Origin of the sequence: Flavobacterium sp., assembly GCF_965277525.1 — a bacterium.
Classification (GTDB): Bacteria; Bacteroidota; Bacteroidia; order Flavobacteriales; family Flavobacteriaceae; genus Flavobacterium.
Genome location: NZ_CBDIDC010000011.1, coordinates 646,541 through 662,342 on the forward strand (window position 1 = coordinate 646,541; position 15,802 = coordinate 662,342).

Annotated in this window: 12 protein-coding genes; 11 read left to right on the forward strand and 1 reads right to left on the reverse strand. The window is 36.2% G+C overall.

The annotated features are described in order from the left end of the window. The first annotated feature begins 157 nt into the window (after window positions 1–157). Window positions 158–376, forward strand: coding sequence for a hypothetical protein (locus ACQY44_RS23325; protein WP_428232675.1), 219 nt, complete (start codon window positions 158–160; stop codon window positions 374–376). A gap of 126 nt (window positions 377–502) precedes the next feature. Here ACQY44_RS23325 and ACQY44_RS23330 read toward each other — a convergent pair whose 3' ends face one another. Further along, a complete protein-coding gene (locus ACQY44_RS23330) occupies window positions 503–1,237 on the reverse strand; it encodes a hypothetical protein (RefSeq protein ID WP_428232676.1) in 735 nt (244 codons plus the stop codon). Between the two features lie 923 nt (window positions 1,238–2,160). Between ACQY44_RS23330 and ACQY44_RS23335 the strand changes: the two genes are divergently transcribed. From ACQY44_RS23335 to ACQY44_RS23380, 10 genes are all read left to right on the forward strand, one after another. Then, on the forward strand, window positions 2,161–2,721 hold the full coding sequence (locus ACQY44_RS23335; protein ID WP_428232677.1) for a Crp/Fnr family transcriptional regulator: 561 nt from the start codon (window positions 2,161–2,163) through the stop codon (window positions 2,719–2,721). A gap of 70 nt (window positions 2,722–2,791) precedes the next feature. Continuing rightward, window positions 2,792–3,406 (forward strand): DUF6506 family protein, encoded by a 615-nt coding sequence (locus tag ACQY44_RS23340; protein WP_428232678.1) that lies wholly within the window; start codon window positions 2,792–2,794, stop codon window positions 3,404–3,406. Window positions 3,407–4,298: 892 nt separating this feature from the next. After that, entirely contained in the window at window positions 4,299–6,848 is a 2,550-nt protein-coding gene (locus ACQY44_RS23345; RefSeq protein ID WP_428232679.1) for a hypothetical protein, read from the forward strand. Window positions 6,849–6,934: 86 nt separating this feature from the next. Further along, window positions 6,935–8,233, forward strand: a complete 1,299-nt coding sequence (locus ACQY44_RS23350) for a gliding motility-associated C-terminal domain-containing protein (protein WP_428232680.1) — start codon at window positions 6,935–6,937, stop codon at window positions 8,231–8,233. 84 nt (window positions 8,234–8,317) lie between these two features. After that, window positions 8,318–9,271 (forward strand): PorP/SprF family type IX secretion system membrane protein, encoded by a 954-nt coding sequence (locus ACQY44_RS23355; RefSeq protein ID WP_428232681.1) that lies wholly within the window; start codon window positions 8,318–8,320, stop codon window positions 9,269–9,271. A gap of 34 nt (window positions 9,272–9,305) precedes the next feature. Continuing rightward, on the forward strand, window positions 9,306–11,273 hold the full coding sequence (locus ACQY44_RS23360; RefSeq protein WP_428232682.1) for an OmpA family protein: 1,968 nt from the start codon (window positions 9,306–9,308) through the stop codon (window positions 11,271–11,273). Window positions 11,274–11,444: 171 nt separating this feature from the next. Further along, window positions 11,445–12,410, forward strand: a complete 966-nt coding sequence (locus ACQY44_RS23365; RefSeq protein WP_428232683.1) for a glycoside hydrolase family 5 protein — start codon at window positions 11,445–11,447, stop codon at window positions 12,408–12,410. 386 nt (window positions 12,411–12,796) lie between these two features. Further along, window positions 12,797–13,660, forward strand: coding sequence for an SMP-30/gluconolactonase/LRE family protein (locus tag ACQY44_RS23370; protein WP_428232684.1), 864 nt, complete (start codon window positions 12,797–12,799; stop codon window positions 13,658–13,660). After that, window positions 13,657–14,424 (forward strand): glucose 1-dehydrogenase, encoded by a 768-nt coding sequence (locus ACQY44_RS23375; RefSeq protein WP_428232685.1) that lies wholly within the window; start codon window positions 13,657–13,659, stop codon window positions 14,422–14,424. Before ACQY44_RS23370 ends, ACQY44_RS23375 begins: the two co-directional genes overlap by 4 nt. A 136-nt stretch (window positions 14,425–14,560) precedes the next feature. Then, complete coding sequence (locus tag ACQY44_RS23380) at window positions 14,561–15,709, forward strand: alpha-hydroxy acid oxidase (protein WP_428232686.1); 1,149 nt, start codon at window positions 14,561–14,563, stop codon at window positions 15,707–15,709. The last annotated feature ends 93 nt before the right edge of the window (window positions 15,710–15,802 follow it).

The following is a 15,802-nucleotide window of genomic DNA, read 5'->3' on the forward strand; positions in this document are numbered from 1 at the left end:
TTTATTTTTAGTCGATTAAAAATAGCGTAATCTAGCTATTGCCACATTTGATTTGGTAAAATAATTTTGGCGCTTAAAGTTTTGAAAAAAATAGTAAAAAAATTGGAGAGCGAGCAGCTTTTAAAATTATGTTTAATTAGATAAGCCAGAAATAGAGATGACTAAAAAGAAGAATGTTGTAATTGAGCCTATTGTTGACAGGGAAAAATATAAAGTAAACGGGCACTTAGTATATAAAAACAGATTAAAAAATTGGTCTTGCGAGCATGATTTGTCTGCTGGTGAGTTGTTGGCATTTGGAGTATATGAAAAGTTAATAATTCAAAACCCAAAAATAAAAAAACACACCAGGGCTTTGTATGGTAAGCCTGAATGATAACAACTAGATTATTGCTTTTAAGCGTTTTTTGGTGAGGAGGACTTTTCCTGTAAAAAAAGATTTTAGACTGGTGACACTTCTAGTCACTCCTTTTATTCTCATTGACCGTAATCTCGTATATTATTATTCTTCAATAGTGTGATAATTATTATCGAGTTTTAATTTTAAACTGTCCAGTTTTGATTTCGAAGGTATCTCACAAATTATAAGTAATCTGTCGCCGTTCGATTCATCGATGTTAAGTTTCTCAAATGTATTTATATCGCTATTGAATACAAATTCTTTTTGTCTGACCTTTTCGTTTGTAGAATACTTCGTGTTGGCTGTAGCTCCTTTTAATACGTAGGGGTGATTGCTGGAAAATTCATCTAATCCACCTGCTTTTTTTATACTTTCAATTACTTCTTTATCTTTTTTATTGTAATTTCCATCCCAATCAGGTTGTATGTTATCATATATTTTTGGCAGCATTAATAATATAATAGGACTCGCTACCTTGGCATAAAGCAGGAGCTTTTGATTGTTTTTTTGCTGATAATTATATGCGTCAACAGTAAAATTATAGAGGAGTCTTGATGAAAATTTTTTTTCCTGATGATTTTGACTTGTACAAGTCAATCCCATATAAACAATATCCCTTTCTTCAGAATGTATTTTAAACTTCTGCCAGGCCACCATAAAGAAACATAATATATTGTTACAACTATCTTTTAAAAGATAAATCATATTGTTGCGCTTCAACTCACTATCTACAACACTAGTAGGCTCTACATAATAAGCTTGTGCTAATACAAATATATTTGTTATTTCAGAATCTGTAAGCTCTTTAATTTGTTTGATTTCTTCGATTACTTTCATTGTTTGATTAAATTATAGGATAAAATGTTATTTGCCTGTGTGAAATGGTATATTGAGACTTTTGCTGAAGCAATAGCTAGTCCGGATTTAAAACATGTGATTAAATATTAAAAAAAAATCATACTTTTAATACTAGAATTTGTAACGGAAGCATAAACTAAACATGGGGCCTAACTTACAGAATTGAGATGCGTAATAAGTGGTTTGAGCATATAAAAATTCCAGGCAAATGCGGAGTAATTTTTTTTTCATCTTTGTTTTATTAATTCTTGTTATTTGTGATTTTTTAAAGATTCTTAGCTAAACATTTGAGTATTCGGATGACTGGTGTCATCGCTTGAAAGACTGTTGTAGTAGCTAAAGCTGATAATGGATAAAATTCAAATGTGTTTTTATTTATAAGAATTTGTTTTTATGTTTAACTTTTAATCTGTCAGTTGATTAAAAAAATGAATTTTATTCCGCAAAAGTATTTTTCCTCACTATCTGCAACAATAGCTTAAAAAGGCTATTTTAATGTATTGATAATAAGGAAGTTTTAGGGTAATCCCTTTATTCTTAATTAAGGACATAAGATTAGAATATCTAAAGCATTATAATAATGTCGATGCTTAGTTAAATCTGCAAAACAAACAATCAGATTGCCTTATTTGACATAGGAGCTGATTTTTGCAGTACTCTTTTAAAGTATTAATAATGGGTGAATTTGTTTATTTAAGCACATTAAAATGGCATTATTTAGCCATTGTAACTTATAATAAGGCAGAGTATTTTTGCAATGTAGAGTTTGTTAAATAATAGAGGATGGCTAATTGCATATCAACACTGAACATCGTTTCTATAAGTAACATTAATTATCATTTACGATCCATCATAAAATACCAAAGAGTAATAGTAACTAGTAAACAATCATAAAACAAATAATGAATCCACTAATAGAACAGCTCAAAAAATATGGGCCGATGAGTTCAGAAGCTGAAAAGGGCATTCAACAAAAAACAAAACATTTTCAGAAAAAGAAAAACAGCCACCTACTAAAACAAGGTCAAATTTTGGCTAGTTTTTTTGTATTGAAAAAGGGGATCGTTAGATCTTATATTTACAGAAACGAAAAGGAGATTAATGTTTGGTTTGGAGCAGAAAATCAGATCTTTGGGGCAATAATGCCGATGTATGCTAACAAAGTGGCTCCCGAAAATATTCAGTTCCTTGAAGATTCAGAATTATATGCTATTTCATTTGATGATTTGGAGGATTTATACAAGATGTATCCCGAATTGAACTTAATTGGCAGAAAAGTTGCTGAAGAACTATGTGTTATTCTTGAAGAAAGAATTAATTCACTACATTTCGAAACTGCTTCAGAACGTTATAGAAACTTAATTTTGCAAATGCCATACTTGTTACAACGTATCAACCTTGGGCATATTGCATCTTTTTTGGGAATTACACAAGAAACATTAAGCCGCATTCGAAAATCATAGACGATTTTGATCTACATCAAAAAAAGCATTCTGATTACCTCCGAAATTTGCATCAATAAATAATTAAGATATGCAAAATAATAAATTAGAAAGTCAAAGTCGCCTTAACAAGGCTATTATTTACGAGGGTTATGGTGCAGAGCCCAATAAAACCAAGTTTGTTCGTGAAAGTGCTTCGGGTCGGTTGACTATTGTGGCAATAGGCGATTCTTCAGAATCTTTAGCCGCCGCCATTGCTCTTGTAGAAGATGGGGCAGAACTCATAGAATTATGTGGTTACCTTTCTCCCATTTGGAGAGCAAAGATTAGCGAAGCAATTGGCAATCGTGCAAAGGTGAGCTCAATTACTTTTGGATATGAATCGTTAGTTTTGGCTGCCGCTTACAGTGCTTCTTTTTACGAAGGCAATCCTCCTCGTGAAGCATTCATTATTCTTGAAAGTGATAGCGATCCCGCTACCGATCGCTTCGAGAAAGAATTCCATCCCCAACATACAACTTTCATTCCTGTGCCGGATGAAGCGACAGCTGCTATCGTTGCCGTAGAACTTGCAGAATCTAACTACGGACTGATTGAACTATATGGAGGATTCACCACTGCTGGTGCAGCCAAAGTCATTGAAGCTGTTAACGGTCGTGTGCCGATTGGAGTGGGAAGCTTTACCTTGGAAGCTACGAAACTTTAGACTCGTTGAATAGTAAATCAAACAACAGAGAACTTTTGATAAATGAATAATTAAAAATATGCAGAATAAAAAATTAGTTCTAAGCATTATAAAAGTTAGCGATTTAAATATATTCATTTGAACGAAATATAAAATTATATCGGTAATATGCCAGAAATGTTGGCGCATAATTTTTTCAAAAAGCATTTTTAAATAATCATAGTATCGCAGAAATAAAAAACAACCTTCGGGTTGTTTTTTTTGTTTTATAATGTATAAAACCGAAAAAATAGATTTTGAACTAGGAGTTGTTGTTGAAGATGCGAAGTGTTTTGTATTTAGGAATAGACAATCCTCTCAAAATAAGGCTACTGCAGATACAGATAATTGGCAGACAATATATTTGACCCAATTTTTTAGTCCTTGTAAATTATGGATTTCTATTTATCAAAAAAAAGAATGTGCCAGGATACTATTATAAACTCTGGCGATAATTGAGTAAGTACAGATCGTACAACATAAAAATCAAAGTGATTTTTTTACGGTATTCCATCCACTCTTTTATAGCTATCAATCTTGAGCTGTTTTCCTATTTAACAGCTGTGGAAATTGATCCTGCCGAACCTTTATGAAATTACAGCAGATATATTTAAAGAGAATAAGAACTTATTATTTTGGTGTATGTTGTTGATTTTTAGAAAAATAGCTTATTTAAGCTATTTTATCGTGAGAAAATAGCTCATAGATTTGCCCCAAATTATTGATGTATCTCTTTTAAAAATGTTAAACGATAGCTTTTAGTTATAACTCAAGACTAAAGAAGCCTGCATCAATTTTATAAAATTTAAAATGTCCAGGAAGTTCAATAAAAAAATCACAGTATAGATAATCTGTACACTCAATTTATTATGATATGAATAAACGTTTACTCTTTAGTTTAACAATTTTACTAGGTACTACACTAGTAATGGCTCAACAAAAAGTCAAAGATGGAACAGGTAGTAATGGGAATTTACCAAATAAGGATGCAATTTTTGAACTAGAAAGTTCTAATAAGGGTTTTCTGCATGCTCGTATTGCCTTAAAAGCATCAACTAATGCTTTTCCCTTAAGTGCGCACGTCGCAGGAATGATGGTTTATAATACTGCAACTGAAAGCGATGTCATGCCAGGTATTTATTATAACGATGGCACTAAATGGATTTTTATCCAAGGAACAAAAGATAATCCTGATTCAATTGGCATAGAAGCGCAGCCTGGTAAAAATGGTATGCCGGGAATACCAGGATCAGGTCAACCAGGCGCCCCAGGCGCAGGCGTAACTATTGTCACGAATGACAGTGGAACCTGGGTTTATAATCCAACCAATAGTACGTGGACAAATATCAATGGTCAAAAAGGAGAGAAAGGTGATAAGGGAGAGAAAGGTGATGCAGGAGTGCAGGGACCAATGGGTTTAACAGGAGAAACTGGGGCACAAGGTCTTATCGGATTAACTGGAACTACAGGAGTAAAAGGAGATAAAGGCGACAAAGGTGATGCAGGAGTGCAGGGACCAATGGGTTTAACTGGCCAAACTGGTGCACAAGGTCTTATCGGATTAACTGGAACTGCAGGAGATAAAGGAGATAAAGGAGATAAAGGAGATAAAGGAGATAAAGGAGATGCATGTGTGTTTGGTGTTCAGGATATGCCTGGTACTCTTGGTGCGCCGGGCAGACCTGGTTCAGAGAGCTCAGGTGCCCCTGGTGAAGGCGTAATAATAGTAACCAATGACGGCGGAACATGGGTTTATAATCCAACAACCTACATTTGGACAAATATCAATGGTCCAAAAGGAGATAAAGGTGATGCAGGTGTGGTTGGCGTTCAGGATATGCCAGGAACAATTGGTACACCGGGCACACCAGGGACAGGTATTCCAGGCGCCCCGGGAAGAGGCGTTACAATTGTCACGAATGACAGTGGAACTTGGGTTTATAATGCAAGAACGAATACCTGGACAAATATCAACGGTCCAAAAGGAGATAAGGGTGATAAAGGAGATAAGGGCGATAAAGGAGACCCAGGTGTAGTTATTGTTCAGGATATGCCCGGTGCAATTGGTAAGCCAGGCAGACCAGGTTCAGGCAGCTCAGGTGCCCCGGGCGAAGGTGTAACGATTGTCAGGAATGACGGTGGAACCTGGATTTATAATCCAACGACAAATACCTGGACAAACATCAATGGTCCACAAGGAGATAAGGGAGATAAAGGTGATGCATGTGTAATTGGTGTTCAGGATATGCCAGGTACACTTGGTGCTCCGGGCAGACCTGGTTCAGAGAGTTCAGGTGCCCCTGGTGAAGGTGTAATAATAGTGACCAATGATGGCGGAACCTGGGTTTATAATCCAACCACTTACATTTGGACAAATATCAATGGTCCAAAAGGAGATAAGGGAGATGCAGGTGTGGTTGGTGTTCAGGATATGCCAGGAATAACTGGTACACCAGGCACACCAGGCTCAGGCACTCCGGGCGCTCCAGGAAGAGGCGTTACAATTGTCACGAATGACAGCGGAACCTGGGTTTATAATCCAAGAACGAATTCCTGGAAAAGTATCAATGGTCCAATAGGATTAACAGGTGCTGCAGGGCAAGGCGGAGTAACACAAGCAGGTACTGGTATATCTGTAACAGGTATCGGTACATCGGAATCTCCTTATATTGTTGCTTCAACTACAACAGCAAATAATGGTTTAATAGCTACAAGTGGAAATATTGAATTGGGCGGTAATTTAATTGCTGCAACAACTATAACAAATAACGGTCAAAGTTTAACCATTGCAAGCGGGGGAAGTGATGTGGCCATAACAGGCTTACCGGCAACAGGAACATCAAATGATAATGTAGTAGTTTCTTCAACAGGTGGAGTATTAAAAACAATTGCAATATCAACATTAAGTATTGAGCCTTGGCAAATACAAGGTGGTACAATAAAAGCAACAGAGAATACAGATGCCATTTATCAAATGGGAAATATAGCTATAGGAGCGAGTACAATTCCTTCGAATGTAGTTACTGCTGCTAACCCAAGTTTATATGTAGTGGGTAATATTAGTGCAACAGGTAAAGTATTTACTACGAGTAATATTTATCCCGATTATGTTTTCGAAAAATACTTTAACGGCAGATCATCACTTAATGCAAACTACGAGTTTAAATCATTGGATTATATAAGAAATTTTATTAAAGAAAAAAATCATTTGCCAGGAGTTAAATCTATTAGCGATCTAAAGAAAGATGCAAATGGTTATGCTTTTGACATGACTGAACTGACTATTCAGAGCTTAGAAAAAATTGAAGAACTATACTTGCACACCTTAGAGCAGCAAGAGAAAATTGATAAACAACAAAAGGATATGGAAGATCTGAAACTTCGTTTAGAGCAATTGGAAAAGCTATTGTTGAAAGAGAAGTGATAGATAGAGCACAAGGGAACATTGTTCGCTTATATCTTTAATTACTAAAAAATAATCATAAAAAAAATATTAATCTTCCCTATACAATGAAGATGTCTATCCATTCTATTAAAATATTATTCTCAACTGTACTCTTGTTTTATTTCTCTAACTGTATGGCACAGAGTGGCGTTGGAAGCATGACTGTAGATGACGCTATGGTTGTGATTTCTGAAGGTACTGCAGAACAACGATTCAGCGAGAGCACCTATTTTGGACCACAAGCAAACTGGGAGATTAACGGCACTTTGGAAATTTACAGTAAAAATATTTGGATTGCTCCTGATGCAACCTTTACCGGTGCGGGTAAGATCATTATTTACAATCCTGGTATGAACCCTTTTTATCCTGATATGGTTTCAGGTCCTACCCATATTGACGGTAATAACGGTAATTTCCTTGGCGTGACTATCGAGCACCGCAATACCGAAAATATTTTACTAGCTGATGTTTCTGATCCTGGTTTTAACACTGCAAACCCTTCAGATGCCTTATCAGCAGAGCTGAACATTGGCAGTGCTTTAGATTTAGCGATAGACCACGCGGATATTATTCTTAACGGGCATGACCTTGCTTTCAACAGTTCTGGCAAAATTGCGAATTACAGTAAATCCAGGATGGTTGTTACGAATAATAGTAGCAACGGTCATATGATAAAAGAATATGCTGGCAGCGACAGTTTTGTATTTCCTATTGGAATTGAAGAAGGAGATTATACTCCTGCTACTTTAACCCCGGACAGCGCTGGCAGGTTGTTTGTCAATGTTCAGGATTATGCTGGAGCAAACAAAACAATCAAAAACCCTGATTTGGGTATGGACCGTGTATGGCACATTTATGGTTCGCCGTCCAGCACTACACAGATGGTTTTACAACATAATAGCAATACAGATGGTTCTTTGTTTAAAGATGCTAGTGCAAACATTGCTAGTTACTTAATAGGTGATAAATGGGATATATTAAAAGGAATTAATCCCGCGGTAGGAATCCATGTTAGTAACAATGTAGCAATTCCAGTTGATATGAACGCTAATGAGAGCTACTTTACTAAACTGACTGTTTCCGGTTCTACTTTGTTTATTCCGAATTTATATACGCCAAACGGAGATGGGACCAACGATACTTTCAAGATTCCTGGATTGGAAAGTTTTGCGGAGAATGATATTGTTATTGTTAACCGTTGGGGCAACGAGGTTTATAAAACTGTGGATTACCAAAACAATTGGGCCGGTGAGGGCTTAAATGAGGGAACTTATTTCTACATACTTAGAGTCAAAGAATTGGAAGAGTCTGATTGGAAAGTGTTTAAGGGGTATATCACTTTGATCAGGACATTCGAAAAGTAGGATTATGGGGATGGATACTGAAGTGTTAAATCTTTTTGTGATTTAACCAACTCCTATTGGAGTAAATAATAATTAAAATAAGAAATGAAAAAGATATTCATATTAATAACACTAACCTTAAATATAATGTTGGCGGAAGCACAACAGGATGCACAGTTTAGTCAGTACATGTTTAATGGGATTTATATTAATCCTGCCTATGCAGGTTACAGAGAACAGTTAAACCTTCAGGCTTTTTACCGCAATCAATGGACCGGTATTGAAGGTTCCCCAACCACAATGTCTATCGCTGTTGATGCAATTGCAAACAATGGTAACGTTGGTTTGGCCTTACAAGTTTCGAATGACCAGATTGGTGCACAGCGAAATTTTTCCGCCTATGGTAATTATGCATACCGGATTCCGCTAAATCCAGACGGATCATCGAGGTTAGCTTTAGGTCTGGGTGTGGGTGCTCTACAATTAAGTATTGATGGCTCTATGTTAAAACCTAACGATTATGAGATTAACCAGCCTCTTGGTATCCAAAGTTCAATAGTTCCTGATGCCAGGGTAGGAGTTTACTTTTCTAACGACCGCTTCTATGCGGGTTTCTCTGCAGACAATTTGATTTCACAGCATATCAAAGTTGACCGTTATGCTTTTAAGCCTCACTATTATTTAACTGCCGGAATGTTGCTTCCTATTAACGAATACATCCAGTTAAAGCCTTCATTTTTATTAAAGGATGATCGAGGAGGTCCTACGAGTTTAGATGTTAATGCATTCGTAATTATAGCAGATAAAGTATGGCTTGGCGGTTCTTATCGTACAGGTGTAAAGTTATACGACAAGAGTTACCTTCAAAATGGCCTGAGTAACCTGAATTCGGGAGTTGCGGCAGCACAGCTTTTTGTGAACAGTAATTGGCGTATAGGTTATGCCTACGATTTCTCAATTGGATCTTTGCAGGGATACAGCGGGGGGACACATGAGATTTCGATCGGTTATTTCTTTAATAACAGAAACATCCGTTTAATGACACCTAGGTATTTCTAGAAAATAATGATAAAGAAAATAAATCAACAAACTAATGAAAGTAAAAGTATTGATTATTAATATTTTAGTTCTGTTTGCTTTTCAGGCAAATGTCAAAGCGCAGTATGTGTTAAATGAAGCCGATAAAGAATTTGAACAATACAACTATGAAAAAGCAATTGATCTTTACGAGCAGGCCTATAAAAAGAAAGCGACACTTCATGCTGCAGAGCGTTTAGCTGCTTGTTATAAATATCAGAGTAATTACAAACAAACAGAAAGTTGGTATGCTACAGCTGCCGGTATGGAAAAAAGTTCAGCAGAAAATACTTTAGAATATGCAAGAGCACTACAAACAAATTCAAAATACAGTGAGGCTATAATACAGTACAATAAGTACGCAGATTTAAATAAAAATCTAAATCCTTTATTAAAAGATATGTGGTTACGTTCTTGCGATTCTGCTCTTTACTGGATGAAAGAACCAAAACCTTTTATAATCAATAATGAAAAATCATTGAATAGCCCTCAGTCAGATTGGGGCGCAGTGATGCAAAAAGGTGGGATTGTATTTTCATCAGACAGAGGAGTAAAAGATAAAGATGGTCAAAATAAAAATAAACCGTTTTTGAAATTTGACGGTGCGAAAGCGCCCAATAAAATGATATATGGTTGGACCGGTAACCACTACCTAAGGCTTTATTCTAAAAAAGGTTTAGATAGTGTAGCATTGTTCCCGATAAATGCAGGGACAGAATATCATGTTGGTCCGGCGAGTTTTACAGAAAATGGGGATGAGATGTATTTCACCCTTACAAGGATTCCGGAAAAATTAGATTACACAAAAGCTAAGACTCTAAAAGGTAAACAAGCAACAGTGAATATTGAAATTTACAGTAGTAAAAAAGACACTTTAGGAAATTGGGGTGTACCAATACCCTTTAAGTATAACAAAGTAAATGAATACTCGCTAGGTGATCCTTTTATTACTCCAGACGGGCAAAGTTTATACTTTACCTCCAATATGTCAGGCGGTAAAGGTGGAACTGATCTATATGTTAGCCAGAAAACAGATACCGGAGATTGGGAAAAACCAATTAATTTAAAAGAGATTAATACTTACGGGAATGAACGAAGTCCATCTTTTGATAGCAACAATAATTTTTATTTCAGTAGTGATGGAAGAGTAGGGATGGGCGGACTTGACATTTTTAGTGCTAAACTGATAGCCGGAAAGATTTCTGAACCGCAAAACTTAGGTTATCCAATAAATTCACCGCAAGATGATTTTGCATTTAATTTAAGTAGAGCCAATACTGGTTTTTTCTCCTCTAACCGAATTGGTGGTTTAGGCGAAGATGATATTTTTAGTTTTATACAGCAATTAACTTTGGAATTTAAGCTAACAGGTACCGTTTACAATAAAAGAACCAACCAGCCAATCAGCAATGCGATCGTTACACTAAACAAAACTGATAAATCACCATTACAAGTAGAAACTGATGAAAAAGGTAAATTTAAATTTAATCTTGAAAGTGAATCTGATTATAAATTAGTAAGTGAAAAGACGAATTATAGAAGCGATACTGCTTCACTAACAACAATAGGACTTACAGTGTCAACTGAAATAAAGAAAGATTTATACTTGGAATCAATTGAAATAAACAGAGCTATTAAACTGGATAATATATATTATGATTTTGATAAATCTGCCATAAGGCCAGATGCCGCAATTGAGTTAGATAAGCTTGTAAAAATCATGAATGATAACCCAACAATTTGGATCGAATTGAACTCGCATACTGATAGTCGTGGAATTGATGCATATAATATGGTTCTATCACAAAGAAGAGCCAATGCGGCAGTAGAATATATTATTAATAAAGGTATTAGCAAAAACAGAATTACGGCTGTTGGTTACGGAGAAACCAGATTGTTAAATAAATGTACAAATGGTTTACAATGTACAGCTGGCCAGCACCAGTTAAATAGAAGAACAGAGTTTACTATTGTTAAAGAGTAGAATCATGTAATATTAAAATATAATAGCGATTTATAGTGTACTGTCTGTTGTAGGATTTGGGGATCTGAAGTAGTATATCCAAGATCGCTTTTTTCTAATAAGTTTTTAGTTTTTATTCTGCTGAGACAGTAATAAACTAAAAAACATATTGCTAATATAAATAAGTTTATTATGAAAATTAAAAAATATCTTTTGACTCTCACTATAGTATTGATGTTTTCAATATCAAATGCCCAATTTGTGAAACATCATGGCCAGCTGAGTGTTAACGGAACCCAATTAGTAGATAAAAATAATAATGCTATTGTTTTACGCGGTATGAGTTTTGGTTGGCATAATTGGTGGCCGAGATTTTATAATGAAAAAACAGTAAGTTGGTTAAAAAAAGATTTTAATTGCAACGTAGTTCGTGCCGCAATGGGCATTGAACCTGGAGAATGGTCATACATAAAAAATCCTGAATTTTCTAAACAAAAAATTGAAGCAGTTGTAAACGGAGCAATAAAATCAGATATCTATGTAATTATTGATTGGCACAGTCATAATATTAATCTAAAGGAAGCTAAAGGATTTTTTAGTGAGGTTTCTAAAAAATATGCAAAGTATCCTAATATAATATATGAGATCTTCAATGAGCCTGATAACGAAACATGGCCGGAAATAAAAGCTTACTCTGAAGAAATAATTAAGGTAATTCGGGAAAATGATCCCCGTAATATTATTTTAGTAGGTTCTCCTAATTGGGATCAATATGTAGATCTTCCTGCTGCAGACCCAATAAAAGGATTTGATAATATTATGTATACCATGCATTTTTACGCAGCTTCACATGCTAAAGTATTACGGGAAAGAACAGATGAAGCTATAAAAAGCGGATTGCCCATTTTTATCTCAGAATCTGCCGGAGTAGATGTTTCTGGAGGTGTGCCTATAGATATCAAAGCCTGGCAGGAATATATAGATTGGATGGAAGCTCGAAAGTTGAGCTGGATCACCTGGTCTATTTCTGATAAAGATGAAACGTGTTCCATTCTAAAAGAGTCGGCTAAATCAGAAGGAAAATGGAAAGACGATGACTTAAAAGAATCTGGAATTAAAGTTCGTGAACTTTTAAGAAAATACAACACACGAGACTAATTTTAGTTATGTGTTGTAAAGAAAGCCTGTTCAGCGAAATGAAATGGCTATTACTGGCAGTAAACTAAAAGAGATTTTTCCGGAATTATCGAAAGGAATTTCTATTCCCAGCTCCAGAATGTGTTTGTTTTATCTAAGAGTTAATTCGCTCGAGGTTATCGAGCGGCCTTCAAACCAAAATTAGCAAATAGTATAACATCCTGCTTTGTATTTTAATAAGTTACGTAAGTGCCATCTGGTTTTGCCATTTTTAATTTTCCGAACAGTTTTGAAATATTAAAATAGCTAGTACTGTTTATAGGGGAAAAAGCGCCGGAAACCAAAGGAAAAACACTTGAGGAAATCGAAGCAAGTTGGAAAAAACAGTAACTATAAAAACATACACAATGAATAACCTTTTAGAAAAAACTTACTTATTTGCAGAGGGATTGGATCATCCGGAATGTATTGCAGTACACATAGACGGCACCATTTGGGCAGGAGGTGAAGGTGGCCAGATATATTGTATATCGCCTTATGGAACCAATGTACGAGAGGTATGCAATACCGAAGGCTTTATTTTGGGAATAGCTTTTAGTCCCGGCTGTGAATGGCTGGCTATTTGCGATTCTGCCAAAAAATGTGTTTGGAAACTAGACATAGTCAGTAATGAATTAACACTATTTAGCGAAGGTGCAGATGGCCACCAGTTCAATATCCCCAATTATGCCGTATTTGATTCTTCCGGAAACTTATATGTTTCTGAAAGCGGAGCTTTCAAGGCTATAAAGGGGAAAATCCTAAAGTTTTCTCCGGCCGGCGATGGTCATGTTTGGCATGAAGGTCCTTTTAACTTTGCCAATGGTATGGCTATGGGAAAAGGTGAAAACCAAATTTATGTGGTTTCTTCCTGGTTGCCGGGTGTGGAAAGGATCCAAATCAACGCCGATGGATCTGCCGGAGAAAGGTCAATATACTGCACTTTGCCCCAGACGGTGCCGGATGGGATTGCATTTGATGAGTTTGAAAACTTATATATTTCATGCTATATTCCAAATGCAATCTATAAAGTTGCAACAGATAGAACAACAACCTTGCTGATGGAAGATTGGGAAGCACACACTTTATCCAACCCTGCCAATATAGCTTTTGGCGGTGTACATTCAGATCAGCTTTTTACCGCTAACCTGGGCCGTTGGCACCTTAATAAAATCGACTTGGGCGTAAAGGGATTACTTTTAGCTTCACACAGTAAACAAATAAAAATATGAGTTTCGAGAATAAAATTGTGGTAGTAACCGGTGGGGCAAAAGGTATCGGTATTGCCTGTGTTAGAGTATTTCATGAAAATAAGGCCCATGTGGTAATTCTTGATATAGATGAGGACCAGGGCAATAGATATGCTAAAGAATTGGGTGACCGTGCCCTGTTTATAAAAACCGATGTTTCCAAAGAAGAAGACGTAATAAACGCTATAGAAAAGATCATAGCCACATTTGGAGATATTGATGTACTAGTGAATAATGCGGCAGTACAGTATTATTCGACTGTAACAGAAAGCTCGGTAGAGCAATGGGACAGAACGATGGCTGTAAATGTGAGAGGAGGATTTATTTGCGCAAAATATGCCATTCCCTCTATGCAAAGAAAAGGAAAAGGTGTAATCATCAATATGTCAAGTGTTCAGGCATTCGTATCCCAACACCAGGTAGCATCTTACGTTACGTCAAAAACAGCCCAAATTGGCTTAACACGGAGTATAGCAATAGATTATGGACCTGCAATTCGTTGCATCGCTGTTTGCCCGGGCACCGTGGACACACCACTTTTGCGTGACCTATTGAGTCAATCTGCTGACCCAGCCAAGGTTTTAAAGGAGTGCGAAGAAATGCATTTGGTGAAAAGAATAGCTTCTCCTGTTGAAATCGCAGATTTTGTGGCTTATCTGACTAGTGATAATGCCTCCTTCATTACGGGTGAGGCTTTCCGGATAGATGGCGGATTGGGAATAACAATTCCTGGATCAAAACAATAATCTTTATTGGAATATAATTAGTTTCGATTGCTACCTGGCGGAGAGAGAAAACCTGGAGTTTTGAGGCAAGAATAAAAAAATAAGAATACGTTCAAAGTTGCAAGAAATTTTAAAAATCCTAATTAAAAACATTAGAATGAGCTTCCCTTATAATCCAAAATACCCTATTGTAGAAGATCTTAGAAACAAGGCAAAAAAAAGAATACCAAAATTTGTTTTTGAATATCTTGATGGTGGCTGCAATGAGGATACTAATCTTTATAAAAACACAGCGGACATACGTAAAGTAGAGCTCTCGCCTCACTATCTGTCAACTCATAGAAAGTCAGATATGAAAACGACGCTATTTGGCCATACCTATGATGCACCATTTGGAATTGCGCCGGTCGGGTTGCAAGGCCTAATATGGCCTAATTCTGCCGAAATTTTAGCTAAGGCGGCATTTGAGAACAATATACCTTTTATATTGAGCACAACGAGTACCAGTAGTATTGAACGAATAAGTGAGATTACAGAAGGTAGAGCATGGTTTCAACTTTATCATCCAACAGAAAATAGTCTTAGAGATAAAATCATAAAACGTGCTGAAGAAGCACAGTGCCCGGTTCTCGTTATTCTTAGCGATGTCCCTGATTTTGGATATCGTCCGAGAGACATAAGGAACGGTTTTGCAGTACCTCCAAGAATGACACTAAACAACATTCTTCAGATTCTTGAAAAGCCCAATTGGGCAATTAAGACCCTGATCAATGGCCAACCTAACTTTAAGCTATTAAAGCCCTATATGCCTAAAGATATGGATATGCTAAGATTGTCAGCATTTATGAATGAGACATTTACAGGAAAATTGAATGAAGAAAAGATTGCGCCAATACGCGATATGTGGAAAGGTAAACTAGTTTTAAAAGGTGTTTCCAGTGAGTTTGATGCAGAAAAAGCCATTAAATTAGGAATAGATGGAATCATCGTTTCCAACCATGGAGGCCGGCAATTAGATGCTGCTGAATCAGCGATCCATTCACTCAATAGGATTGTAGAGAATTATAGAGGTAAAATAAAGATCATGATGGATAGTGGTTTACGTTCAGGTCCTGATATTGCGAGAACACTTGCTTCAGGTGCGGAATTTACTTTTCTGGGCAGAAGCTTTATGTATGGTACAGCAGCACTCGGTGCAGAAGGTGGTAATCATACCATAGCCATTTTAAAATCCCAGCTTCAACAAATTATGGAGCAAATTTGTTGCGAGAAGGTTCAGGATTTCCCAAATCATTTAATAAAATGACAAGTTAATATATGAACTCCCCCTATCATTCCTTTAAAGGATTATTTATTTATCAGCGTTTGTTTCCAGTAGGTTAAAAACAGCCTTTTTTAG